Origin of the sequence: Kribbella monticola (genome assembly GCF_003261635.1) — a bacterium.
GTDB classification, from domain to species: domain Bacteria; phylum Actinomycetota; class Actinomycetes; order Propionibacteriales; family Kribbellaceae; genus Kribbella; species Kribbella monticola.
On sequence record NZ_QFXK01000030.1, the window covers coordinates 482,339 to 504,945 of the forward strand.

Annotated in this window: 21 protein-coding genes; 6 read left to right on the top strand and 15 right to left on the bottom strand. The window is 68.6% G+C overall.

All coding sequences use genetic code 11. From position 1 onward, the window contains the following. Window position 1 precedes the first annotated feature (1 nt). From tsaE to DIZ26_RS18645, 5 genes are all read right to left on the bottom strand, one after another. Window positions 2-925 carry a tRNA (adenosine(37)-N6)-threonylcarbamoyltransferase complex ATPase subunit type 1 TsaE gene (gene tsaE, locus DIZ26_RS18625; protein WP_112243024.1) on the bottom strand — a complete coding sequence of 308 codons (924 nt, stop codon included), beginning with the start codon at window positions 923-925 and terminating at the stop codon, window positions 2-4. Beyond that, a complete protein-coding gene (locus DIZ26_RS18630) occupies window positions 922-2,040 on the bottom strand; it encodes an alpha/beta fold hydrolase (protein ID WP_112243026.1) in 1,119 nt (372 codons plus the stop codon). Before DIZ26_RS18630 ends, tsaE begins: the two co-directional genes overlap by 4 nt. After that, window positions 2,040-3,197 (bottom strand): alanine racemase, encoded by a 1,158-nt coding sequence (gene alr / locus DIZ26_RS18635; RefSeq protein ID WP_112243027.1) that lies wholly within the window; start codon window positions 3,195-3,197, stop codon window positions 2,040-2,042. Before alr ends, DIZ26_RS18630 begins: the two co-directional genes overlap by 1 nt. Window positions 3,198-3,305: 108 nt before the next feature. Next, window positions 3,306-3,953 (bottom strand): HAD family hydrolase, encoded by a 648-nt coding sequence (locus tag DIZ26_RS18640; protein ID WP_232828433.1) that lies wholly within the window; start codon window positions 3,951-3,953, stop codon window positions 3,306-3,308. Then, on the bottom strand, window positions 3,950-4,834 hold the full coding sequence (locus DIZ26_RS18645) for a LysR family transcriptional regulator (protein ID WP_112243029.1): 885 nt from the start codon (window positions 4,832-4,834) through the stop codon (window positions 3,950-3,952). Before DIZ26_RS18645 ends, DIZ26_RS18640 begins: the two co-directional genes overlap by 4 nt. 75 nt (window positions 4,835-4,909) lie before the next feature. Between DIZ26_RS18645 and DIZ26_RS18650 the strand changes: the two genes are divergently transcribed. Next, window positions 4,910-5,950: an aminotransferase class V-fold PLP-dependent enzyme gene (locus tag DIZ26_RS18650; protein WP_112243419.1), complete on the top strand. Its 1,041-nt coding sequence runs from the start codon at window positions 4,910-4,912 to the stop codon at window positions 5,948-5,950. A 60-nt stretch (window positions 5,951-6,010) separates the two neighbouring features. Continuing rightward, complete coding sequence (locus DIZ26_RS18655) at window positions 6,011-6,781, top strand: META domain-containing protein (protein WP_112243031.1); 771 nt, start codon at window positions 6,011-6,013, stop codon at window positions 6,779-6,781. A gap of 109 nt (window positions 6,782-6,890) precedes the next feature. Here the strand turns inward: DIZ26_RS18655 and DIZ26_RS18660 are convergent, their stop codons facing one another. Both DIZ26_RS18660 and DIZ26_RS18665 read right to left on the bottom strand, forming a co-directional pair. Then, complete coding sequence (locus DIZ26_RS18660; protein ID WP_112243033.1) at window positions 6,891-8,321, bottom strand: NAD(P)H-hydrate dehydratase; 1,431 nt, start codon at window positions 8,319-8,321, stop codon at window positions 6,891-6,893. Between the two features lies 1 nt (window position 8,322). Next, a complete protein-coding gene (locus tag DIZ26_RS18665; protein ID WP_112243035.1) occupies window positions 8,323-8,673 on the bottom strand; it encodes a holo-ACP synthase in 351 nt (116 codons plus the stop codon). Between the two features lie 93 nt (window positions 8,674-8,766). Between DIZ26_RS18665 and coaA the strand changes: the two genes are divergently transcribed. Further along, window positions 8,767-9,720 (top strand): type I pantothenate kinase, encoded by a 954-nt coding sequence (coaA, locus tag DIZ26_RS18670; protein ID WP_232828434.1) that lies wholly within the window; start codon window positions 8,767-8,769, stop codon window positions 9,718-9,720. 45 nt (window positions 9,721-9,765) lie between these two features. Here coaA and DIZ26_RS18675 read toward each other — a convergent pair whose 3' ends face one another. The 7 genes from DIZ26_RS18675 to DIZ26_RS18705 all read right to left on the bottom strand — a co-directional run bounded on the left by DIZ26_RS18675 (window position 9,766) and on the right by DIZ26_RS18705 (window position 18,022). Continuing rightward, window positions 9,766-10,956, bottom strand: a complete 1,191-nt coding sequence (locus tag DIZ26_RS18675) for an MFS transporter (RefSeq protein WP_112243039.1) — start codon at window positions 10,954-10,956, stop codon at window positions 9,766-9,768. A gap of 67 nt (window positions 10,957-11,023) precedes the next feature. Further along, the gene (locus DIZ26_RS18680; RefSeq protein WP_112243041.1) at window positions 11,024-12,307 is read right to left on the bottom strand and encodes an aminotransferase-like domain-containing protein; all 1,284 of its coding nucleotides are present in this window, start codon (window positions 12,305-12,307) and stop codon (window positions 11,024-11,026) included. Further along, window positions 12,307-13,359, bottom strand: a complete 1,053-nt coding sequence (locus DIZ26_RS18685; protein ID WP_112243043.1) for an alpha-hydroxy acid oxidase — start codon at window positions 13,357-13,359, stop codon at window positions 12,307-12,309. The genes DIZ26_RS18680 and DIZ26_RS18685 overlap by 1 nt, the downstream gene beginning before the upstream one ends. Continuing rightward, window positions 13,352-14,281, bottom strand: coding sequence for an alpha/beta hydrolase (locus DIZ26_RS18690; protein WP_112243045.1), 930 nt, complete (start codon window positions 14,279-14,281; stop codon window positions 13,352-13,354). The genes DIZ26_RS18685 and DIZ26_RS18690 overlap by 8 nt, the downstream gene beginning before the upstream one ends. Before the next feature lie 19 nt (window positions 14,282-14,300). Continuing rightward, a complete protein-coding gene (locus DIZ26_RS18695) occupies window positions 14,301-15,521 on the bottom strand; it encodes a cytochrome P450 (RefSeq protein ID WP_112243047.1) in 1,221 nt (406 codons plus the stop codon). Next, window positions 15,518-16,729 (bottom strand): cytochrome P450, encoded by a 1,212-nt coding sequence (locus tag DIZ26_RS18700; RefSeq protein ID WP_112243049.1) that lies wholly within the window; start codon window positions 16,727-16,729, stop codon window positions 15,518-15,520. Before DIZ26_RS18700 ends, DIZ26_RS18695 begins: the two co-directional genes overlap by 4 nt. A gap of 3 nt (window positions 16,730-16,732) precedes the next feature. Continuing rightward, a complete protein-coding gene (locus DIZ26_RS18705; RefSeq protein WP_112243051.1) occupies window positions 16,733-18,022 on the bottom strand; it encodes an SGNH/GDSL hydrolase family protein in 1,290 nt (429 codons plus the stop codon). 191 nt (window positions 18,023-18,213) lie between these two features. On the opposite strand from DIZ26_RS18705, the gene DIZ26_RS18710 reads away from it, so the two are divergent. The 3 genes from DIZ26_RS18710 (at window position 18,214) to DIZ26_RS18720 (ending at window position 21,753) form a co-directional block, all read left to right on the top strand. Further along, window positions 18,214-19,776 (top strand): class I adenylate-forming enzyme family protein, encoded by a 1,563-nt coding sequence (locus tag DIZ26_RS18710; protein ID WP_112243052.1) that lies wholly within the window; start codon window positions 18,214-18,216, stop codon window positions 19,774-19,776. Window positions 19,777-19,843: 67 nt separating this feature from the next. Beyond that, on the top strand, window positions 19,844-21,085 hold the full coding sequence (locus tag DIZ26_RS18715) for an MFS transporter (RefSeq protein ID WP_112243054.1): 1,242 nt from the start codon (window positions 19,844-19,846) through the stop codon (window positions 21,083-21,085). Beyond that, window positions 21,082-21,753, top strand: a complete 672-nt coding sequence (locus DIZ26_RS18720) for an SGNH/GDSL hydrolase family protein (RefSeq protein WP_112243056.1) — start codon at window positions 21,082-21,084, stop codon at window positions 21,751-21,753. The genes DIZ26_RS18715 and DIZ26_RS18720 overlap by 4 nt, the downstream gene beginning before the upstream one ends. A gap of 249 nt (window positions 21,754-22,002) precedes the next feature. Here the strand turns inward: DIZ26_RS18720 and DIZ26_RS38615 are convergent, their stop codons facing one another. Further along, window positions 22,003-22,509, bottom strand: coding sequence for a CatB-related O-acetyltransferase (locus DIZ26_RS38615; protein WP_269815394.1), 507 nt, complete (start codon window positions 22,507-22,509; stop codon window positions 22,003-22,005). Window positions 22,510-22,607: the final 98 nt, after the last annotated feature.

The window sequence follows — 22,607 nt, forward strand, 5'->3', positions numbered from 1 at the left end:
TTCAGTCCTCCACAACAGAAAGCCGTACGCCGGTCTCGGCCCAGCGCCGGCCGACCGGTGTCACCCGCAGGTCGCGGGTCTCGTCCGTGTCGTCGTCGCCGCGCGTCACCACGATGTCGAGCCGGTCCGCGGCCAGCGTCTCGGCCAGCCCGTGTCCCCATTCGACCACGGTCACCGCGTCGTCCAGGCTGGCGTCCAGGTCGAGATCGTCCAACTCGGCGATCCCGCCGAGCCGATAAGCGTCGACGTGCACGAGCGCCGGTCCACCGGACAGCGACGGATGCACCCGCGAGATCACGAACGTCGGCGAGGTGATGTCGCCGCGCACCTTCAGCCCCGCGCCGAGTCCCTGCGTGAACGTCGTCTTGCCCGCACCGAGGTCACCGGACAACACCAGTACGTCGCCCGCCCGCAGTTGCCCGGCGAGCTCTTCGCCGTACGAGCGCATCTCGTCGGCCGTCGGCACGGTCAGCTCGATCGGCATCGCCTTCGCGTAGATCAGGTCGTGGCCGCGCTGCTCCACCACCGAGTACCCGCGCCGGCGCCAGAATTCCACGGTCTCGGGCAGTTCCTCGCGAGCGATCAGCCTGACCCGACGCAACCCACGCAGCCGGGCAGTGTCCTCGGCACAACCCACCATCGCCGACGCGACGCCACGGCCCTGAAAGCGCGGGTTCACCGAAACTCGTCGCAGCCCGAGCACGTCGCCGGCCACGTCGAACAGCATCGCACCGGCCGGTACGCCGTCGATGCGCGCGAGCAGGCCGCCGTGCGCCGCGACGGCGGCGCCGACGGTGGAGGCGTTCTCGGACAGGGCGGTCGACGGCGGATCGAGGACTCGCCGGGCCGCGAAGGCGTGATGGATCACCGTCACGATCTCGTCGACGGTGGCTTCCGTGGCGTCCACCACGTGCAGGTCGGTCATCTGTGTCCCAGGGATTGTTCGGCTCGCTCGATCATCCCGAGCAGAGCGGCGGTGAACTCGCGGTGGTGCTCGATCAGGCCGAGGTGACCGCAGTTCTTCACCTCGACCAGTTCGGCGCCGGGCACGTGCCGGACGATCTCCTCGGAGTGCTCGAACGGCGTCAGGTGGTCGGAGTCGCCGCCGACCACCACACACTCCACTTTCTGCAACGGCTCCAGCGCGGAGTACTTGTTGTGCAGGGCAAAGATCGGGTAGAACTCCGCGATCACCGAGATCGGCGTCGCGGCGATCATCTCGTTGACGAACTCGGTGAAGGCCGGCGGCACCTCGGAGCCGAACGAGTACTTCCGGGTCAGCAGGTAGCTGATGTCCGTCCCGGCCTTACGGCCGCGCTCGACCACATCGGGGATGCGCGCGAGCGCGGCGACGGTGGGGGTGGCCAATCGGCGTACCAGCATGCCGGCCCTGCCTGGTAAGGCGATCGGGGTCTGGTCGAGGGCACCGGCGCTGGTCGAACACAGTCCGACGCCGATGATCCGGTCGCCGAAGATCTCCGGGTGCTGCTCGGCCATCGCCATGATCGACATGCCGCCCATCGAGTGACCGATCAGGATCACCGGCCCGGTCGGCGCATACTTCTCGAGGATCCCGTACAGGTCGCGACCGAGCTGCTCGATGCTGACGTTCTCCTTCGGCGACCGTCCGGACCGCCCGTGCGAGCGCTGGTCGTAGAAGATCATCGTGCCGATCCCGGCCAGGTCGCGACGCTCGAAGTGCCAGCAGTCCATGTTCAGCCCGTACCCGTGCGCGAAGATCAGCGTCAGGTCCTCGGGCCCGTCCGGCGTCTTGCGCCGCAGCCTGCGTTTCGGCGGCGCGGCGGGTCGCCGGGAGCGCTTGAGCTCGTCGATCTCGACGTACAGCTCGACGCCGTCGTCCGCGGTGAAGACGTGCGGCGTACCGCGCAGTGAACCGAACGGCTCGGCTTCCAGCTGGGCGCGCTGGCCCGAACGACGGCCGATCATCTGCCGTTCGACCGCGACACCGGCCGCTGCTCCCGCAGCCAGCACTCCGACCGCGGCTCCGATCAACCCCGCGGTGCGTCCTGCCTTCGACATCAGCCGGTCGCCTCCGCGGTGTCGACGTACCGCCGGGGCACGCGGGCGCCTAGGCGGGTCACGATCTCGTAGTTGATGGTCCCCGCGGCGTCCGCCCAGTCGTCGGCGGTCGGCTCACCGTTCGCGCCCGAGCCGAACAGTACGACGGCGTCGCCGGCCTTCGCCGGGTCGTCCTCGAGGTTGACCACGCACTGGTCCATGCAGATCCGCCCGACGATCCCTCGCCGCTGACCGGCGACCTGGACCGGGGCCGAGTTCGAGGCGTGCCGCGGCAGCCCGTCGCCGTACCCGAGCGGGACCAGCCCGAGCGTCGACGGCCTCGGCGCGGTCCAGGTGAGCCCGTACGAGACGCCCGTCCCGGCCGGCACCCGCTTGACCATGGCGAGCCGGGCCCGCAACGTCATCGCAGGCCGCAACCCGAGCTCGGCCGACGGCAGCGCGTGCCCGAACGGGGACAGCCCGTACGTCGCGATGCCGGGCCGCACCAGGTCGAAATGGGTCTCCGGCAGCGCCAGCGTGCCGCCCGAGTTCGCCAGGTGCTTCAGCGGCGGCTCCACGCCGAGCGAGGCCGCGACCTCGATGGCCGAGACGAATGCGGCCACCTGGGCTTCGTTCACCGGGCTCTTCGGCTCGTCCGAATTGGCCAGATGCGACCAGATCCCGGCGATCTCGATCCGCCCGGCCTTCTCCTCGCGCTGCGCCGCCCGCAGCAGCGCCGGCCATTCCTCCGCTACCGCACCGCCGCGGCTCAGGCCGGTGTCGATCTTCAGGTGCACGCGGGCCGGCCGGTCGGTCACCGATCCGGCGAGTTCGGCGATCTCCCACGGCGCGGCGGCGGACAGGTCGATGCCGGCGGCAATCGCTTCGCCGACCGGCTCACCCGGTGTGGTCAGCCAGCAGAAGATCGGCCCGGTGTCGCCGGCGGCCCGGAGGCTGAGTGCCTCGTCGAGGACGGCCGCGCCGATCCAGTCGGCACCGGCCTCGCGTGCTGCCCGGGCAACCGGGACCATCCCGTGGCCGTAGGCGTCGGCCTTCACCACGGTCATCAGTTGCGCGGACTCCACCCGGGAGCGCAGCGCAGCGACGTTGTGGCGGATCGCAGCGAGGTCCACCACTGCTTCGGCCCGCACCGTCAGTGGTTCGGCAGCGTCATACATAGCCCACCTAGTCTCTCAGGCCCTCCGGCCCAACTCCCCCAGGCGGTCCGGACACCCCTCCTCCGGTCGGTCCCGAGAGAATACCCAGAACGATCCCGGCGGACACTTTCAGGCACTCTCGATCAGAGCTGGAAGCTCTCTCATGTCGGCGAAGATCGCGGTGGCGGAGGCGAGTTTGTCGCGCGAAGTCATCGCGGCGAAGCCGAAGACGCGCATGCCGGCGGCGTTGGCGGCGGCGACGCCGAGCGGGCTGTCCTCGACGACCACGCACTCGTCGGGTTTCACACCCATCGTGTGCGCCGCGTGCAGGAACAGATCCGGCGCCGGCTTCCCGTGCTCGACATCGTCGGCACTGAAGATCCGCCCCTCGAACCGGTCCCAGAACCCGACCGTCGTCAGCGCCGTACGGATCCGCTGATGCGTCCCCGACGAGGCCAGACAGTACGTCGTACCGTCGGCATCCAGTCCATCGAGGACCTCTCGTACGCCGGGCACCGGCTGCAGGTGCTCGAAGCCCTCGAACAACCGGTGGTGGTAGCGGTCCTCGAGGTCGGCCGGCAACGGCGCGCCCAGCTTGGCCTCGGCCTTCTGCCGCATCGACACCATGCTGCCGCCCATGTAGTCGCGGACCGCCTCCTCCAAGGTGTACGGCAGCCCGGCCTCGGTGAGCAGTTCAGCCAGGATCCCGTTGGCCAGTCGCTCGGAGTCAACCAGCACACCATCGTTGTCGAAGATCACCAGCGCGGGTCGAGTCACACCGCAACCCTACGCAGGGCCTCGATGGCCGCGACGACCGCGGCGTTCTGTCTCATCTCGGCCCGGAGCAACGCGGACACCACCCGGCGAGGCGAAGTACGAACGGGCAACGCGACGACACCTCGCCCAGGCGCGGCAGTCAACGCGAGCTGTGGCAACAACGTCACGGCGAGTCCTTCAGCGACCAACCGCTGCACCACCACATAGTCATCGGTCCGATGCCGTACGTCGGGCACGAACCCGGCCTCGGCGGTCGCACTCAGGAGATGCGCCTCACACCGCGGACACCCCGCGATCCACCGCTCGCCCGCGAGATCCCCCAACGCGACCGGCTTGCCACGCCGCGCCAGTCGATGTCCGGCCGGCAGTACTGCGCGCAGCGGGTCCTTGAACAGCTCCTCGGTCACCAGGTCTGAGTGCTCCGACTGGCCGAGGTGATCGAAGACCAGCGCGAGGTCCGCGGTTCCGGCGAGGATCTCGGCCCGCGCCTCAGGCGGTTCGGCCTCGGTCAGCCGTACGTCGAGAGCGGGTGCGCGAGCGGCCAGGTCGGCGAGTGCGGGCGGGACGAGTACGGCCGCGGCCGACGGGAACGCCACCAGCGCAAGCGTGCCCTGCTGCAGCGTCGCCAGCGCCTGCAGCTCGGATTCCGCGGCCGAGAGACGGGCCGCCATCGCGTCCGCGTGGACGAGAAGAGCCGCGCCGGCCTCGGTCAGGGTGATCCCCCGAACCGACCGGAGGAGCAGCGGGATACCGATCTCACGTTCCAGTCGCTGCATGTGCTGGCCTACGGCCGGTTGCGTCCAGCCCAGCGCATCGGCCGCTTTCGACAGCGAGCCGAGCCGCGCGACCTCACGGAAGATCAGCAGTCTCCGAGGATCCATCCTCAAAGCCTAGCTTTGGTCTTGTCACAGGAGGACGGTCTGGCGCTTGAGCTGGATCGTGCCGAGGCTGGAGTCATGAGATCAGTGGCCGAAGCGCAGCAGGAGTTCGATTCGACGGTGACCTACCTGAACACCCCGACGTTCGGGTTGCCTCCGCGACGCAGCTGGGATGCCTTGCAGAAGGGGCTTGCCGAGTGGCGAGGCGGCACAGCGAACCCGGTGAGCTATGACGATCCGCTGCAGCGCGCACGTACGGCGTACGGGCAGTTGGTGGGGGTGGATCCGCAGCTGGTCGCGGTGGGCAGTCAGGTGTCGGGCTTCGTGGGCTTGGTCGCGCAGTGGCTGCCGGTTGGTGGGGAGGTTCTGGTGGCGGAGGGTGAGTTCACGAGTCTCACGTTCCCGTTCTTCGCGCTCGGGCATCGAGTTCGCGAGGTGCCGCTGGAACGGCTCGCGGACGAGGTACGGCCCGAGACGAGCCTGGTCGCCGTGTCCGCCGTGCAGTCGTCGGACGGCCGGGTCGCCGATCTCGAGGCGCTGCGGGAGACCGGCGTACGAATCCTGCTCGACACCACTCAGGCGATCGGATGGCTGCCGATCGACGCTTCGCAGTACGCGTTCACGGCAGCGGGCGGTTACAAGTGGTTGCTCGCCCCGCGCGGTACGGCGTACTTCACGGTGCAGCCGGAACTGCTCGACGAGCTGACGCCACTCAACGCCAACTGGTACGCCGGCGAGGAGCCATGGAGCAGCATCTACGGCTCACCTTTGCGGCTTGCCGCGAGTGCTCGCCGCCTCGATCTGTCGCCGGCCTGGCACTGCTGGCTCGCGGCCGCGCCCGCGCTGGAACTCCTTCGAGACGTAGGGAATCGAGCTCTGTACGAGCACAGCATCGGTCTGGCCGAGCGGTTCCGTGCCGAGACCGGGTTGAAGGCTCCCGCGTTCGCCTCGGCCATCGTGTCGGCCAGTGCTGACGACGAGGTGCCGGCGTTGCTGGAGAAGGCCGGAATCGTCGCGTCCTTCCGGGCCGGCCGTCTCCGGTTGGGCTTCCACCTGTCGACCACGGACCAAGACGTCGACCATGCGGCGGCGGTGCTACGGAATCACGTTTCGGACTGAGGCTGCGGACTTCTGCAACGTCCGGAGACTCGACGGCGTCCGTAGGTTGTGAGGATGCGGATGAGTGCTGCTGTCGTCGTTGCCGGACTGGTCGTCGTCCTGAGTGGATGCGGCGACGAGTCGGGCGCCGGGTCGTCCCTGCAGGGGAAGTCCTACTTGTCGACGGCCGTGACGGAGAACGGGAAGCCGAAGCAGCTCGCGCCGAAGACCCGGATCCAGTTGCAGTTCCTGCCGGACGGACGGTTGAGCGCGAACGCCGGCTGCAATTCGATGGGTGCCGAGAAGGTATCCATGAGCGGCGGGAAGCTCGGGGTGAAGGATCTCGCCATCACCGACATGGGCTGCGACACCCCGCGGGCCGCCCAGGACAACTGGTTGGCGAAGCTGCTGACGTCCAGCCCGACCTGGAAACTGACCGGCGACAAGCTCGAGATTTCTTCGGGTAGCACGGAGATCTCCTTGGTCGACAAGGAGAAGGCGGAGCCCGACCTGACCCTCGACGGCACCCGGTGGACGCTGGATGCAGTGGTCAGCGGCGAGACGGCCTCCCACTCGACCGGTGTCGCCCAGGCTCACCTGACGATCAACGGCGAGCGGGTCACCGGATCGACGGGCTGCAACGACTTCCAGGGCCCGGTCTCGATCACCGGTTCCAAGATCACGTTCGGCGAGCTTGCTGTCACCAACACCGTCCCCTGTCCGACCGACGCCAACGCCGTACAGGTAGCTGTCTACTCAACGCTCAGGGGCGACGTCACCTACACCATCGACGCCAACCACCTCCAGCTTCGCCGCTCTGATGGAAGCGGGCTCGACCTCGTCGGCCGGTAGTTGTGTGTACCGACCGACAGGAGGTGTCCACCAGAAGCGGCCCAAGGCCGGCGTCGTTGAGCGTGACACCTGACGAGTGCGCGCCGTACCTCCTGTCGGTCGGTACACCTCAGGCGGGACCGTCCAGCAGCAGCCGGGTTGCCTCGGGGAGTTTTGCTGCTACCTGCATGGCGGTGAGGGGGCCGGAGGCGGAGGCCAGGTGGGCGGCTGCGCCGTGGAGGTAGGCGCCGAGGCTTGCGGCATCGAGCGGGGTCAGGCCGGCCGCGAGGAAGGATCCGCAGAGGCCGGCCAGTACGTCGCCCGCGCCGGCGGTGGCGAGCCAGGGGGTGGCGTTACTGCTGACGCGCATCTGCCCGTCGGGGGCGGCGATGACGGTTGTCGCGCCCTTCAGCAGGACCGTCACGTCGAATCGCTCCGCCGCCAGCCTTGCGTGCTTCAGCCGCTCGGCCTCGACGGTGGAGCGCTCGACGCCGAGCAGTCGGGCCAGCTCACCGGCGTGCGGAGTAGCCAGTACGCCGATGTGGTCGCCCGAATCGTCGAGCGCCTTCAATCCGTCGGCATCCAGCAGGACCGGCTCCTCCGCGTTCAGCAGGTCGCGGACCTTGTCGACCTCGAGTTCGTCGCCCAGCCCCGAGCCGATCGCCCACGCCTGGACGCGGCCTTCACCCGCGACGATTTCGGGGTGGGCGGCGCGGACCGCGGTCGCGACCTCGTCGGGTCCGATGTACCTGAGCATGCCGATCGGGCCGGCCAGAGCACCCGAGGTGGCGATGACGGCCGCGCCCGGGTACTGCGTGGAGCCGGCCATCAACCCGAGCACGCCACGGGAGTACTTGTCGGACTCGCCGTGCGGGACCGGGTAGCGCTCGCGGATGTCCGCGTCCTGGATCGCCGAAACGGCAGGCTCTGGCAGGTCCAGGCCGATGTCCACCAGGTGGACCGGACCGCACGCGGCGGCGGCCGGATCGACGAAGTGACAGATCTTGTGCGTGCCGAAGGTCACCGTGAAGGCGGCTTTCACATGCTCGGCCGGGGTCTCGCCGGTGTCGACATCCACCCCGGAAGGCATGTCCACGGCAACGATCGGTACGTCGTGGTCAACAGCAACCTGTACGACGTTCTGCGCCTCCGGCTTCAACCCCGGTCGCCCACCAATCCCCACGATCCCGTCAACGACGATGTCCGCCGAGGCAATCGCCGCCGCCCACCCACCTTCGGCCGTCGAGTCGAGCGAGTGGATTCGGCCGCCGGTGGCGGTCAGCGCGGCGACGCCGGCCTCGTGCGCATGGTCGGACAGGAGGATCGCCGTCACCTGGGCGCCTCGACGGGCCAGGTGCGCACCGGCGTACAAGGCGTCGCCGCCGTTGTCGCCGGAGCCGACGAGGAGCACCACGCGGGCGCCGTACGTGTGACCGAGGTAGTTGCTGATGGCAACAGCCAGGCCGCTGGCGGCGCGTTGCATCAGCGTGCCCTCAGGAAGGCGCGTCATCAGGTCGGCCTCGGCGGAGCGGACTTGTTCGACGGTGTGGGCGTGCCGCATCTCAACCCTCCAGGATGACGACCGCCGACGCGATGCCGGCGTCATGGCTCAGCGACAGGTGCATGCTCTGAACCCCCAGCTGCGCAGCGCGCTCGGCAACAGTGCCGGTGATCTCCAGCCACGGCCGACCGGTGTCATCGGTGCGGACCTCGGCGTCGTGCCAGTGCATTCCGGCCGGCGCACCCAGCGCCTTCGCCAGCGCTTCCTTCGCCGCGAACCGGGCAGCGAGCGACGCGGGCGGCCTGCTCGCCTCCGCCGGGGTGAACACCTTGGTCCGCAGTCCGGGCGTGCGCTCCAGCGTTTTCATGAAGCGCTCGACGTCGACCACATCGATGCCCACGCCGACGATCATGAGGGACCAGGTGTGACAACTGACACACCCGCAGTCTCGTAGCCGCACATGCCGGTCAGCGTAGCCCGGCCGGGTATGGGAAGAATGGGCCCCATGCTGCAGCCGCCGCGGGAGGTGACCCCGTACACCGAGCTGGATCGCGCCGCCTGGGCGCAACTGGCCGAGACCACCGAGTCACCGCTGACGGCCGAGGAGATCGAGCGGCTGCGCGGTCTCGGTGACGAGATCGACATCGACGAGGTCCGCGAGGTCTACCTACCGCTGTCGCGGATCCTGTCGCTGTACGTCCGGCACGCCCGCGCGCTGCACTCCGACACCGAGGCGTTCCTCGGCAAGCCTGCCGCGATGCGGACACCGTTCGTGATCGGCATCGGCGGCTCGGTTGCCGTCGGCAAATCCACCACGGCCCGGTTGCTGCGCGAGTTGCTGGCGCGCTGGCCCGAGCACCCGCGGGTGGCGCTCGTCACCACCGACGGATTCCTCTGGCCGAACGCGGAGCTCGAGCGTCGCAAGCTGATGCTGCGCAAGGGATTCCCGGAGTCGTACGACCGCAAGGCGCTGCTGCGCTTCGTGGTCGAGGTGAAGTCCGGGATGGACAGCGTCGAGGCGCCGGTCTACTCCCACCTGCACTACGACCGGATGCCCGGCGTACGGACCACGGTCGAGCAGCCGGACATCCTGCTCCTCGAAGGTCTCAACGTGCTGCAGCCGGCGCCCCGGCACGCGGACGGCAAGAGCGGGCTCGCGGTGAGTGATTTCTTCGACTTCTCGGTGTACGTCGACGCGGCGGCCGACGACATCCGGTCCTGGTACGTGCACCGCTTCCTCAAGCTCTGGGAGACGGCGTTCCGCAACCCGGAGTCGTACTTCGTCCGCTACGGCGAACTGAGTCGCGACGAGGCGATCGCGAAGGCGGAGTCGCTCTGGGACGGCATCAACGGCCCGAACCTGCGCGAGAACATCCTCCCCACCCGCTCCCGCGCCACCCTCGTCCTCCGCAAAGGCGCCGACCACGCCGTCCGCTGGGTCCGCCTCCGCAAACTCTGACCCCCGTACGCCGTTCCCCACGCACCTCCTCCGTTTTCAACTTCTTCAATTGGCTGCTGTGCGGGCTGCTCGGAGTGCGGGGACGATCGCCACGGCTACTACTGCTGCGGTCAAGCCGAAGGCAAGTGAGTAGCCGGTCCCGGCTACTACGGCGCCGAAGAGGATGGCGCCAAGGCCCCAGCCGCCGTCGTACGCGAGGTTCCACAGGGCGCTGACCTGGCCGAAGTGGGATCGGGGGACGCGGTCGTACATCATCGCCAGGGTCAGGTTCTGGGCGGCGCCGAAGCCCAGGCCGAAAGCAGCGGCGCCGACCACCACGGCGACGCCGCTGCCGATGAACACCAGCGCGCCCGCACCGAGCGCGGCCAGTAGCAAAGCGACGACCAATGGCCTGGCCGGCCCGACCCGATCGCCGTACCGGCCTGCGACCCAGCGTGCCGCCGGAGCCGCGATCGCCTGGACGAGCAGCGCGACAGCCACCAGGGCGTGCCGATCGGCGGAAACCGCGAGCGGTACGAACGTCACGCTGATCCCCGCCGCCACAGTCACCGCGGCAAACACGAGCGTCGGCATCAGCAGCCCGCTCCCCCGCAATCCGCCGAGCACCTTCACATGCTGCGGCTCGGCTTCCGTACTACGAGTTGGCAGGCCGGCCAAGAACGCCAGGCCACCCAACGACGCAACCGCCGCGACGACGAAGAGCGCTCCGAATCCGATCACGTTGGTCAGATACACGCCGAGCGGCAGGCCGATGATCGCCGGTACGCCGACCACCACGCCGTACAGGCCGAGACCCTCGCCTCGGCGGTGTGCCGGGGTGAGGTCGGCGACCAGGGCGACCGCGCCGACGACCATGATCGCCAGGCCACCGCCACGCACTACGCAGACGGCGAGCACGACCGGCAGCGAGGCGGTCAGGAGCAGCACCAGCGAGGGCGCTCCGAGGAGTACGAGGCCGACTCCGATGGTGCCGCGGTAACCGAAGCGGCCCAGCATCCGCGGTACGAGCAGTTCCACTGCGACAGCTGAGAGCATCATCGCGCCGGTCGACAGGCCGGCGCCGACACCGCCGGCGCCGTTCGTCGCGAGGTAGAGCGGCACGACCGAGGTGAGCAGGTACATGCTCAGCCCGGAGCCGAGCACCATCAGCAGCAGGAGCGCGAACTGCCGGGTGATCAGACGCTCCCGCTGCGCAACGACGGGGAGCAGGGGCGCCTCGCATGCGATCTCAGTCATACCTTCACGGTAGAAGCGAACCGGTCTGCCCTACAGATCCAGTTCTCGACCCGGCGAGAGGACCAATTCAGAGCTGATCGGTGATGAGTGCGGCCAGGCGGTTCAGAGCGGCGTCGATCTGGTCGGGGGTTACCGAACTGCAGGAGAGCCTCAGCGCGTTGATCGGCCCGTCGCCGTCGTAGAAGTGGCTCATCGGCGTCCACAGCACGCCGTACTCGTGGGCCGACTTCTCCAGCAAGGCGTCGTCCACCGCGAACGGGACCGTGACGACGACGAAGAAGCCGCCGGACGGAACAGTCCAGGTCACCTCCCCGCCGGGGAAGCGAGCGGCGAGACCATCGGTCACCGCGCGCAGGTTGTCCGCGTAGATCGCCCGCTCGCGCTGGTTCGCCGCGATCAGGCTGCAGTCGTTCGCCAGCAACTTGCCGCCGATCACCGCCTGGGCGACGGCCGAGGTGTTGACCGTCACCATGCTCTTGATCTTCGACAACTCGTCGGCGAGCAGGCCGACCGAGCCGTCCGGCGCGGCCACCGTCTGGTCCGCGACCACATAGCCGACGCGAGCACCGGGCAGGGCCGTCTTGGCGAAGGAGCCCAGGTAGATCACCCGCCGTCCGGTGTCGAGCGACTTCAGCGTCGGCACCCGATCCACACCGGCGGCCGGGAAGAGCCCGTACGGGTTGTCCTCGAGCAGCAGAAGCTCCTGCTCTGCCGCGACCGCAAGTAACCGCCGCCGGGTCTCCAGGTCGAGGCTCAGCCCGGACGGGTTGGCGAAGTCGGGCATCACGTAGCAGGCTCGCGGCCGGAGCCCTTCGGCCCGGGCCGCCTTGACGACGGCGACCAGATCCTCCAGGTCCACCCCATCGTTGCCTCCAGCAACCGGAAGCACCGGCAGGTCGACCAGCCGAGCCGCGCCGGTGATGCCCACATAGGCAGGCGAAACGACCAGCAGGACATCTTTCGGGTCGGCCCGAAGTGCCCGCAGTACCAGGACCATCGCCTCCTGGCAGCCGACCGTGATCACCAGCGCTTCGGGGTCGACCTCGATCCCCTCGTCCAGCGCGAGGTTGCGGGCGACCAGGTGATGCACGATGCCCTTGGTCCGGCCGTACTGGAACAAGGTGCGCCGGACCGCCGCCTCGTCGTACCCGAGGTCGTCGCACAGATGCCGGCTGAAGATGTCCAAGTACGAATGCAGGTCCTCGATCGCGTAGAACTCCTCCGAGGGGCGGCCGGCCGCCAGCGAGATCGCGTCAGGGTAGTGGTGCGAGATCTCGTTGAGGAAGTTCATCGAGTTCAGCGCGCGATCGGTGAGCGAGGCGTGCAGGTCCACCACTTGCAGATCAGCCATCAGGCCCTCCCGGTCGTCAACTCGGCGACATCGGCCACCGTCGCACAGCCCGCGAGCATCATCGCCTGCGTCAGTTCGGTGCCGAGTAACCCCAGCGCTTCGGTAGCAGCGTCGACAGCCATTGCCCAGAGCAACGGTCGCCCGACCAGTACGCCGGATGCCCCGAGCGCGAGCGCACGCAGTACGTCGGTGCCGCTACGCACGCCACTGTCCAGCAGCACCTCGCAATTGGCCACTTCGACCACAGCGGCCAGCGCATCGATCGAGGCCGGGGCGCCATCCAGTTGACGGCCGCCATGATTCGACACGACGACAGCCTCAGCACCTGCCTCCGCAGCACACTTGGCATCCCGCGGGTCGAGAATCCCCTTCACCACCAGGGGAAGCCGGCTACGGCGCCGGATCCACTCCAGATCGTTCCACGACAGCGAAGGCTCGAACGCCGACGCCGTATGGGTCGCAACGGCCGACGCCCCGGCAACCCCGACATGCGCCTCGGTGCGACTGCCGACCAGATTGGCGGCGACGACCTCGGCGGGAAGCTGGAAAGAGTTCCGTACGTCGCGCAGCCGTCGTCCCATCACCGGTACGTCGACCGTCACCATCAGCGCGGCACACCCCGCCTGCTCGGCCCGATCGATCAGCGACTCGACCATCGCGCGATCCCGCAACCAGTACAGCTGGAACCACGTGGTGGCTTCGGCCGCGATCTTCTCCAGGGGCCGACTGCTCAAAGTGCTGATGACGTAGGGGATTCCGGCCTCCGCGGCGGCGCGAGCGAGTGCGAGTTCGCCATCCGGATGCACCAACTGCTGATAGGCCATCGGAGCAACCGCCACCGGCATCGCGGCCGGTGCCCCAAGCAGCCGCGTCGACGGGTCAGGCGACGAGACGCCGGTCAGCACCCGCGGAGTCACCGTGACCGCGTCCAGCGCCGACCGGTTGCGTCGCAGCGTCGTCTCCGAACCGCTGCCCCCGGCAACGAAATCTCGTACTCCGGCGGACAGCAGGAGCGAAGCCATCGCCTCGTAGTCGTCCAGTGAGCTAGCCATCGGCGAAGGTCCGCTGCAGGAACTCGGCGGCCTCCGCGATCGCCTTCCGGCCGCCGTCCAGTACGCCCGACATCGCGAAGAAGCCGTGCACCATCCCGTCGTACCGGCTGAGCTGCGTCGGCACGCCCGCGGCATACAGCTTCTCGGCGTAGAACTCGCCTTCGTCGCGGAGCGGGTCGTACTCCGCGGTGATCACCAGAGCGGGTGGGAGATCCGCATGCGACTCGGCCAGCAGCGGAGAGGCGAGCGGGTTCCGGCCGTCTGCAGGGTCGGTGAGGTAGTGGCCCCAGTACCAGTCGACCGAGGTCCGGTTGAAGAGGAACGGGTCGTCACCGGCCCGCATCGAGGCGGTGTCCGAGCCGTAGAGAGTGTTGGGGTAGACAAGTAGCTGAGCAGCCAGCGCTGGACCGGAGTCCCTTGCCAGCAAGGTGGTTGCGGCCGCAAGGTTGCCGCCGGCACTGTCTCCGCCGACAGCAATGCGAGCAGGGTCGACTTGGAGTTCAGCAGCGTGGGCGGCGATCCACTGGACCGCCTGGTGACAATCGTTGACGGCTGTCGGAAACGGATTCTCCGGTGCCAGCCGGTAGCCGACGGTGATCACCTGGCACGGAACGGCGTTGGCCAGTTGCCGGCAGATGCCGTCGGCTGTGTCGATGCTGCCCAGCGTCCAGCCGCCGCCGAAGAAGTACACCAGCGTCGGCAGCGGATCGGTCCCTTCAGGCCGGTAGATCCGCAACGGCAGGCCGGACTCCTCCATCACCAGGTCCTCGACGTGGTGGACCTGCTCCAGCGAACCACCGGCCGCCTGGATCGAGGCCAGGTCTGCCGCTCGCGCCTCGGCCAGCGTCTGGGTATAGAGCTGGGGAACTTGGTCGGCCTCGCGCTGCGAGCGCATCGCCTCGACCTGCGGATCCAACGGCATCAGAATTCTCCAGGAAGTTTTAGTTGCCCAAGACAACAGGCATGGCGGCGAAGCCGCGGAGCGCGAGTCCGGCGCTCTGCACCGGCGGGCTCGCGAGCGCCAGGTCGGGGAATCGCTGGAACAGCCGCGGCAGCGCCAGCCGGCCTTCCGCCCGGGCGAGGACCGCACCGATGCAGAAGTACGCTCCGGCGCCGAACGTGATGTGCCGCTTGTCCGGACGCTCGATGTCGAACACCTCCGGATGGGGGAAGCGCGCGGGATCACGGTTGGCGGCGCCGAGGATGACGAGCACCAGACCGCCCTCAGGGATGGTCACCCCTGCGACCTCGAGGTCTTCCGACGCTGTTCGCACCACCAATTGCGCGGTGCCGTCCCAGCGCAGTACCTCCTCCACACAGGCTTCCGCCACCGCGGGATCGCTCGCGAGAGCCTTCACCAACTCCGGCCTCTCGAGCAGCGGCGGGATCGCGTTGCCGAGCAGGTTGATGGTGGTGACGAAGCTTGCATTGAAGAGCACCAGCAGGTTGCCGATCAGCTCGTCGTCGGTGAGATCACCATCGCCTGCGTCGATCACCTGGACCAGTGCGCTGATCAGGTCGTCGCCCGGCTCGGAGCGACGGGCGGCGATCAGCGACGCGTAGTACTCCGACATTTCGGTGGCAGCGTTGTTGGCAGCGGCAACCTTCTCCGGAGTACGGCCCCCGAAGTCGAGGTAGTCCTCGACCCGCTGCACCCGGGTCCGGAACCAGTCCAGATCGGGTGCTGGGATGCCGAGCAGCGCACTCATCACCCCGGCCGGCAGCAGATAACCGAACTCCGCGATGAAGTCGACCGGACCGTCAGAACCTAAGCCTGCAAGGCGATCCAGCAAGTCGTCGGTGAGTGCGGTGATCTCGGGCTCCAGCGCCGCCACCCGCCTGGGCGTGAACGCGGCATGGAAAGCCCGCCGCATCCGGCCGTGGTCCGGCTCGGTCCGGAACATCATCGAGTTGCTCAGCGCTTTGGTGATCGGATCCGCATCCGGCGCAGGCGGCGGACCACCTTTGACAAAGCGAGGATCACGCAGGATCTGGTCGACCGCCGCATACCCGTTGGCCACCGCGGCGTACGCCGGGCTGGCGGGGGTCAGATTGACCGGCCCGAGCGCGTGCAGCCTTTCGTACAAGGGGTACGGCGCGCGCCGACCGGCGTCGGTCTGGAGCTCGGCGAGGATCTCATCTGCCGTCCCGTTGATCGTCATAGCGCCACCGGCATCGACTTGTAGCCACGGAGGAACTGCTGTGGATTGCGAACCGTCGGTCCGGCCGGCCGCAAGGACGGGAACCGTTCCAGCAAACGCGGGAAGGCGATTCGCCCCTCCGCCCGGGCCAGCGCGGCGCCCAGGCAGTAGTGCGGCCCGGCACCGAAGCTGAGCGGCTTCACGTCGGTCCGCGCGGGGTCGAAGAGGTCCGGATCCTTGTAGCGGGAGGGATCCCGGTTCGCGGCGCCGAGCATGACGAGCACCAACTGCTTGGCGGGGATCACTGTGCCGGCCACCGTCGTTTCCTCGTTGGAGAAGCGCGCGACGAACTGCACCGGCGCCTCGTACCGCAGTACCTCTTCGACGAACGGCGGGATCTCGGCCTTCCGCACCTCGGGCCGGTCGAGCAGCAACTGCATCCCGTTGCCGATCAGGTGGATCGTGGTGACGAAGCTGGCGTTGAACAACACCAACAGGTTGCAGATCAGGTCGTCGTCGGAGACCTGATGCTCACCGGCGTCGATCGCCGCGACGAGCTGGCTGATCAGATCGTTCTCGGGCGCGGCCCGCCGTTCGGCGATCAGCGACCGGTAGTAGTCAGACAGCTCGACCGTCGCCTGGTCGGCGGCGGCCAGTACCTCGTCGGTCTTGCCGGTCACGTCGAGAAAGTCGTTGATCCGCTCGACCCGCGGCCTGAAGAAGGACAGGTCGCTCTGCGGGATGCCGAGCAGCGCGGCGACCACGCTGCTCGGCAACAGGTAGGCGAACTCCGTCATGAAGTCCGCCTCCCCGTCGGCGTCGAAGCGGTCCGCCATCGCGTCCATCAGGCCGTCGACCAACTCGCTGACGGCCGGCTCGAGGTCGGCCACCCGGCGCGGAGTGAACACCTGGTGGAACAGCCGCCGCGCCTGCGTATGGCGGCTGTCGTTGCTGTACATCATCGAGTTGTTGAGCACCGCCAGCAACGGATGCTCACGCCACCCCGAGCCACTGCGTTCGTCGGTGAACGCGTCGTCGGTGACGCGGAAGCGCTGGTCACGAAGCAGTTGATCGGCGGCTTCGTAACCGGTGACCACCGCCGCATAGGGGCCGCCGTCGTCGAGCAGGCAGACGGGTCCGAGCTGGTGCAGTTCGGCGTAGTACTGGTACGGGTCGTCCAGACCGGCTGCGCTGAACAGCCCCTTGAGCACCTGTGCGGCGGTGGTCATCCCTCACCGCACCAGCTGCAACGGGATCGCGTCGGCCATCGCCTGGTAACCGGCGTCGTTCATGTGGATGTGGTCACCGCCGTCGTACGCGGCCAGGGTCCTGGTCGGGTCGGCAGGGTCGCGAACGGCCTTGTCGAAGTCGATGAACCCGTCGGTTTCGTGCGTGCTGCGGATCCAGGCGTTGACCGTCTGCCGGGTCTGCTCACGCTCCGGGGTCCAGCCACCGGGGGTGGTGAAACCGCCGTACGGCGTGATGGTGGCGCCGAGGCTGCGGATGCCCCGCTCGTGCAGCTGGCTGTTGATCTGCTTGAGCGCCGCGATGATCTGGTCGGCCGGAGCGTCGTCCATCCAGATGTCGTTCACGCCGAGGTGGGTGATGACGACCTTCGGCTGGGTCTGGGCGAAGACGTCCTCGTTCAGCCTGGCCAGCGCGTTCACGCCGAGCTGCTCGATGCCGTTCGGGGCGCCGAGGATCGGGTCGGGGCTGTCGTGCAGCAGCCGGTTGCCGGCCATGCCGACGTTCAGCACGCCCGGGGTGTCGTGGCGGTGGTCGGCCGCGAGCCGTTCGGCGAGCTGGTCGGGCCAGCGGTTGTTGCCGTTCAGCGTGCTGAGCAGACCGTCGGCGATCGAGTCTCCGAGCACGACGATCGCGCCGTCGGAGTGGTCGGTCTGCACGTCGACGCCGGACAGGAACGTCCAGCAGCAGGCCCGCGTCGTGATGTACGGCGTACCGTCGGCCGCGCTGGTCAGGTCGCCCGGACCGAAGAAGTTCTGCTGCGTCGACGAGGCGTGCCAGGTCGTCGGGCCGGTCGCGGTCGGGTAGAAGACGCTGATCACCAGCGTGCTCAGGTCGGGCACCCGCAGGTTGACGGGGTCGCTGAGCAGTTCGGCGCCCTTGTTCATCACCGCGGTCGGCGAGCCGTTGAAGGTCAGCGTCCGCAGCGACGACGTGTCGATGTCGGAAGCGACCGGCGTACTGGTGTCCGCCTTGGCCACGGTGGCGGCACCGATCTGGATCGGGCGGTCGCCGTAGATGTTGGAGAACCGGATCCGGACCTTGTCGCCCCCCACGGACGGCCGGACCACGTAGCGGGCGCTCTGGTTGTTGAGGCCGGTGGCGGTGAAGCCGGTCGCCTCGCCGTGCGAGACACCGGCCGCCCAGCTGCCGACCCACTCGGAGCGGTGACCGTCGGAGGAGTCCGACGCCCCCGATCCGGTGAACACCAGGCTGGAGCCCGCGAGTGAGACGGCCGCGGCCACCGCGGCCGTACGGAGACTACTGGGAATGCGCATGGAACAACCCCCCAATGGGTTGGCGCGCGACGGGCCAGAATTGCCCTGCGCGTATGGCGGTGACGGAAACCTAGTTCCGGATCCCTGACACGTCAACGGGCGCCTTGAATTAGTCGCTTGAATTCACCGAGAACTGGTGGCGGCGGAATTCTCGACGTACGCTCGGGCCGGATCGAGGAGGGGTGGGGTGTATGTCGGTCGATTTCGTGCTGGGCGAAAGCCTGGAAAAGTCCGGGTCCTATGTCGTGGCCGCGTTGCGCCTGTTCTCGGAGTACGGCGATGCCGACGCGATCGTTGCCGGTGAGCGACGAATCAGCTTCGCCGGGTTACGTCAGCAGGTGCTCGACCTGGCCGCTGTGCTGTCCGAGCGCGGGATCGGCCACGGCACCGGTGTGCTGGTGCTCGCGGGCAACACGATCGAGCTGCCGGCCCTGCAACTCGCACTGCATCTGGTCGGCGCGCGGACGATGTGGATCGCACCGATCGCGGGCCGGCGGGAGATCGAGGCGTTCGCCCGGCTGTCCGAGGCCGATGTCTTCGTCTACGACGCCACCACCAAGGCGGTGCTCGGCGAGCGATTGGCCGTTCAACTCGGCGTACCGGTGCACTGCCTCGGGCCTGGTGGGCTCGGGCCGGACCTGCTCACGGCGAGAGCTACCGAGCCGTTCCGGCCGGAGCCTGGCGACTACGAGCCCGCCACTTGCCTGCAGACCAGCGGCACCACCGGCGAGCCGAAGCTGGTGCATCACCGGCAGGCGTTCTACGAGCAGATCCTGACCCTGGCCGCCGACTACCTGGCGGCCGGGCTACCGGTACTGCGGCACCTGTCGCACTCGCCGATGGCGTTCGCGAGCGGCCAGATCACCAGCTTCTTCAACCTGTTCATGGGCGGCGTGCTGTTCCTCGAGGACCAGTGGGACGCGGGCCGCGCGCTCGCCACGATCGAGCGCGAGCGGATCAACTCGACGTACGTGTCACCGCCCCTGCTGTACCAGCTGCTGGACCATCCCGACCTGCCGACGACCGACGTGAGCAGCCTGTTCATGCTCAACGTCGGGGCCGGACCGGCGGCGCCGTCACGGCTACGGCAGGCCATCGAGCGGTTCGGCCCCGTACTGCGGATCGTCTACGGGCTGAGCGAAGTCATCGTGGTCACTGCCCAGCCGGGGCTCACCGAGGACCCGGAGCACCCCGAGCGACTGCGGTCCTCGGGAGCGCCGTACGGGGACGTCCGGGTGGAGATCCGCGACGCCGATGGGCACGTCCTGAAGCCGGGCGAGACCGGGGAGATCTACGCGACCAGCAAACTGCGCTTCGTCGGCTACTGGGGGCGTCCGGACCTCACCGAGCGGGCCATCGTGGACGGCTGGGTCCGCACCGGTGACCTGGGCTACCTGGACGCCGACGGCTACCTGTACGTGGTGGACCGGGTGCAGGACACGATCGTCACGGGCGCGAGCAACTGGAACGTGTACTGCAGGCCCATCGAGGACCTGCTGCAGTCGGTGCCCGGTGTGCAGGCCGCTGCTGTGATCGGCGTACCGGACGAGGCGTTCGGTGAGGTGCCGCACGCGTATGTCGTGCGCTACCCGGGTGCTGTCGTCACCGACCAGGAGCTGCGCAAGCTGGTGCGCGACGAGTTCAACGAGATGTGGACCCCGCGCACTGTCGAGTTCCTGGACGAGCTGCCGCTCACCTCCGCCCACAAGGTCGACAAGGTCGCCCTGCGAGCCAGATACGCCTCCGAGTCATGACCACTCACCCCACCGCTTTTCCTCACCTCATCCGGCCGCCTAGCCGCACAGCTGCCGTAGGCGCTTCATGAGCCGCAAGACCGGGTTGATCGCGCTGTTCACGGCGGACGTGTTGTCCGTCCTGGGCGACCGCGTGTCGATGGTGGCGATCCCCTGGCTGGTGCTGACCACCACCGGCAGCCCCGCGAAGATGGGCCTCGTCGCCGGCGCGGAGATGCTCCCGTACGTCGTATCGGGCGTGCTCGCGGCTCCCCTGGCCGACCGGTTCGGGTTGCGCCGTACGTCGATCGTCACCGACCTTGGCAGCGCCCTCGCGATGGCCGTGATCGTGCTCTCGCCCGGGTCGTCGTTCGTGGGCTTGTGCCTGCTGGTCGCCGTCGCGGGTGCACTGCGCGGGTGCGGCGACCGGGTCAAGCACGTGATGCTCAAGCCGATGGCCGACGCGGCCGGCGTGAAGATGATCCGAGTTACCTCCTCGTACGAGGGCTTCACCCGGACCGCCACGCTGATCGGGGCGCCGCTGGGCGGACTGCTGATCAGCTGGATCGGACCGAACAAGGCGATCACAGTGGACGCGATCTCGTTCCTGGTCTGCGCCGCGCTGATCGCCACGCTGGTCCGGCTCCCACCGGCTGCCGCCACGGATGAGCCGGCGCCTGAGCGGGAGCCGTACTTCCGGGCGCTGCGCGGTGGGTTCGCTTACATCCGCAAGGACCAGTTGCTGCTGGGCATGATCGTGATGATCTTCTTCCTCAACGTGTTCAACCAGGCCAGTACTGCGGTCTTCGTGCCGCTCTGGGTCGAGCAGGTGCTCAAGTCGCCCGCTGCGCTCGGGCTGCTCTTCGGCGGGTTCGCTGCTGGGGCACTGCTCGGCAACGTGATCTTCACCGTGCTGGGGCCGCGCCTACCGCAGTACGGGTCCTTCGTGATCGGCGCTGCCGTCGGTGGAGCGCCCCGGCTGTTCACGCTCGGGCTGTCGCATCACCTGTGGCTGGTGGTCACCGTGAGCTTCTGCTGTGGCGTCGCGAACGCAGCGGTGAACCCGGTGATGGGCGTGACGCTGTACGAGCGGGTGCCCGCTGCGCTGCAGACCAGGGTGTTCGGCGTGACCGGGGCGATCGCCTTCATCGGGATTCCGATCGGTGGGGTGCTCGCCGGGTGGGGCGTCGCTGTGTTCGGGCTGCGGCCCGCGGTGGTGGCGTCCGGAGTCATCCTGCTGCTGGTGACACTGGTGCCCGTGTACCGGCTGTGGCGACGACCTGTTGAGCTCGCGCACTACAAGGCGCCGACGCCTGAGGAGGCGGCATGATCACCGAGGCGACCGACGAGTACTGCCTGGCCGAGGGCGAGTCGTTGAAGCTGCTGGCGGGTCACCCGTGGCGGCGGTTCGTAGTACTGGGTGACAGCGTCGCCGAGGGGCTGTGCGAGCCAGTGCCGGGCTACAGCGACCTGCAGTGGGCTGATCGGCTGGCGTGTGAGCTGCGGGCAGCAGCGCCGTCGCTGGAGTATCTGAACTTGGGTGTGAGCGGGCTGCGGGCACATGAGATCCGCGCTCAGCAACTGGAGCCTGCGCTCGCCTTTGCGCCGGATCTGGCGCTGGTTGTCGGAGGTGGGAACGACGCCTTCAGCGCCCGCTACAACCCGGACGCTGTCGACGCCGAGCTGACCGCAATGGTCGCCGCGCTGCAGGCGGCCGGCGCCGACGTGATCACCCTCGGCATGTTCAACGTCGGCTACTCGCCGGCTGTTGTCGACTGGCTCCGCCCCGGCCTCCGCACCCGGATGGCGGTGCTGGCTGAGCGCACCCAATCGATGGCCGAGCGCCTCGGCACCATCCACGTGCACCTGACCGACCACCCGCTGTCCACCGACCCCACCCTCTACAGCGCCGACGGCCGCCACGGCAACGCCCGCAGCGACGCCGTGGCCGCAGCCGTCACCATCCGCCGCCTGGGCGAACACCTGCAGCAGGTGTAGCCCTCGCCGCCTAGGGGTGTACCGACGGACAGGAGGTAGCGGGCGGCGCGGCCTGTGAAGAGGCGGTGGTGAGCGTGGCTGCCGGCGGTGGGGGCGACTACCTCCTGTCCGTCGGTACGCGGTGCCAGGTCGAAGGCGGCGGAGGCGCAGCCGGGCGGGGCGCAGCCGGGAGGGGCGCAGCCGGGAGGGAGGCAGCCGGGAGGGGCGCAGCCGGGAGGGAGGCAGCCGGCGGCGAGGCGCGGCTCGCACCTACTCCTCCGCGATCAGCCCTGCCTTGAGCGCGATCTCCTCCACGTCGCGTGGGGTGCCGGTGAAGATGGTGTGGGCGTGTTCGGTGACCAGGTCGACTGGCCAGTCCCACCACGCGGCTCGGAGGAGGCGGGCTACGTCTTCCTCGGGGTAGCGGTGCTTGATCACCCGCGCAGGGTTGCCGCCGACGACGCAGTACGGCGGGACGTCGGTCGTCACCACCGCTCCGGTGGCGATGATGGCGCCGTCGCCGATCGTCACGCCGGGCATCACGGTGACGCCGTACCCGATCCAGACGTCGTTGCCGATCACCGTGTCGCCCTTGCGCGGGGCGCCCAGGGCAGGCTCCAGCGTCCGCTCGGCCCACTCGCCGCCGAAGATGAAGAACGGGTACGCCGTGACGCCGACCAGTGGGTGGTTGGCCGAGGAGAGCAGGAAGGTCGCCTTGGCCGCGATCGGGCAGTACTTGCCGATGATCAGCTTCTCCGGGCCGAACGGATAAAGCACATTGTTGCGCTCGAAACCGGCCGCATCATCCGGGTCGTCGTAATACGTGAATTCCCCGATTTGGACATAGGGAACCGTAATCAGGGGTTTCAGGAAAA

Excerpts from the sequence above, each read along its gene's own strand:
- tsaE (WP_112243024.1), bottom strand. The coding sequence starts at position 925 with ATGACCGACCTGCACGTGGTGGACGCCACGGAAGCCACCGTCGACGAG.
- DIZ26_RS18630 (WP_112243026.1), bottom strand. The coding sequence starts at position 2,040 with ATGTCGAAGGCAGGACGCACCGCGGGGTTGATCGGAGCCGCGGTCGGA.
- alr (WP_112243027.1), bottom strand. The coding sequence starts at position 3,197 with ATGTATGACGCTGCCGAACCACTGACGGTGCGGGCCGAAGCAGTGGTG.
- DIZ26_RS18645 (WP_112243029.1), bottom strand. The coding sequence starts at position 4,834 with ATGGATCCTCGGAGACTGCTGATCTTCCGTGAGGTCGCGCGGCTCGGC.
- DIZ26_RS18650 (WP_112243419.1), top strand. The coding sequence starts at position 4,910 with ATGAGATCAGTGGCCGAAGCGCAGCAGGAGTTCGATTCGACGGTGACC.
- DIZ26_RS18655 (WP_112243031.1), top strand. The coding sequence starts at position 6,011 with ATGAGTGCTGCTGTCGTCGTTGCCGGACTGGTCGTCGTCCTGAGTGGA.
- DIZ26_RS18660 (WP_112243033.1), bottom strand. The coding sequence starts at position 8,321 with ATGCGGCACGCCCACACCGTCGAACAAGTCCGCTCCGCCGAGGCCGAC.
- DIZ26_RS18665 (WP_112243035.1), bottom strand. The coding sequence starts at position 8,673 with ATGATCGTCGGCGTGGGCATCGATGTGGTCGACGTCGAGCGCTTCATG.
- coaA (WP_232828434.1), top strand. The coding sequence starts at position 8,767 with ATGCTGCAGCCGCCGCGGGAGGTGACCCCGTACACCGAGCTGGATCGC.
- DIZ26_RS18675 (WP_112243039.1), bottom strand. The coding sequence starts at position 10,956 with ATGACTGAGATCGCATGCGAGGCGCCCCTGCTCCCCGTCGTTGCGCAG.
- DIZ26_RS18680 (WP_112243041.1), bottom strand. The coding sequence starts at position 12,307 with ATGGCTGATCTGCAAGTGGTGGACCTGCACGCCTCGCTCACCGATCGC.
- DIZ26_RS18685 (WP_112243043.1), bottom strand. The coding sequence starts at position 13,359 with ATGGCTAGCTCACTGGACGACTACGAGGCGATGGCTTCGCTCCTGCTG.
- DIZ26_RS18690 (WP_112243045.1), bottom strand. The coding sequence starts at position 14,281 with ATGCCGTTGGATCCGCAGGTCGAGGCGATGCGCTCGCAGCGCGAGGCC.
- DIZ26_RS18695 (WP_112243047.1), bottom strand. The coding sequence starts at position 15,521 with ATGACGATCAACGGGACGGCAGATGAGATCCTCGCCGAGCTCCAGACC.
- DIZ26_RS18700 (WP_112243049.1), bottom strand. The coding sequence starts at position 16,729 with ATGACCACCGCCGCACAGGTGCTCAAGGGGCTGTTCAGCGCAGCCGGT.
- DIZ26_RS18705 (WP_112243051.1), bottom strand. The coding sequence starts at position 18,022 with ATGCGCATTCCCAGTAGTCTCCGTACGGCCGCGGTGGCCGCGGCCGTC.
- DIZ26_RS18710 (WP_112243052.1), top strand. The coding sequence starts at position 18,214 with ATGTCGGTCGATTTCGTGCTGGGCGAAAGCCTGGAAAAGTCCGGGTCC.
- DIZ26_RS18715 (WP_112243054.1), top strand. The coding sequence starts at position 19,844 with ATGAGCCGCAAGACCGGGTTGATCGCGCTGTTCACGGCGGACGTGTTG.
- DIZ26_RS18720 (WP_112243056.1), top strand. The coding sequence starts at position 21,082 with ATGATCACCGAGGCGACCGACGAGTACTGCCTGGCCGAGGGCGAGTCG.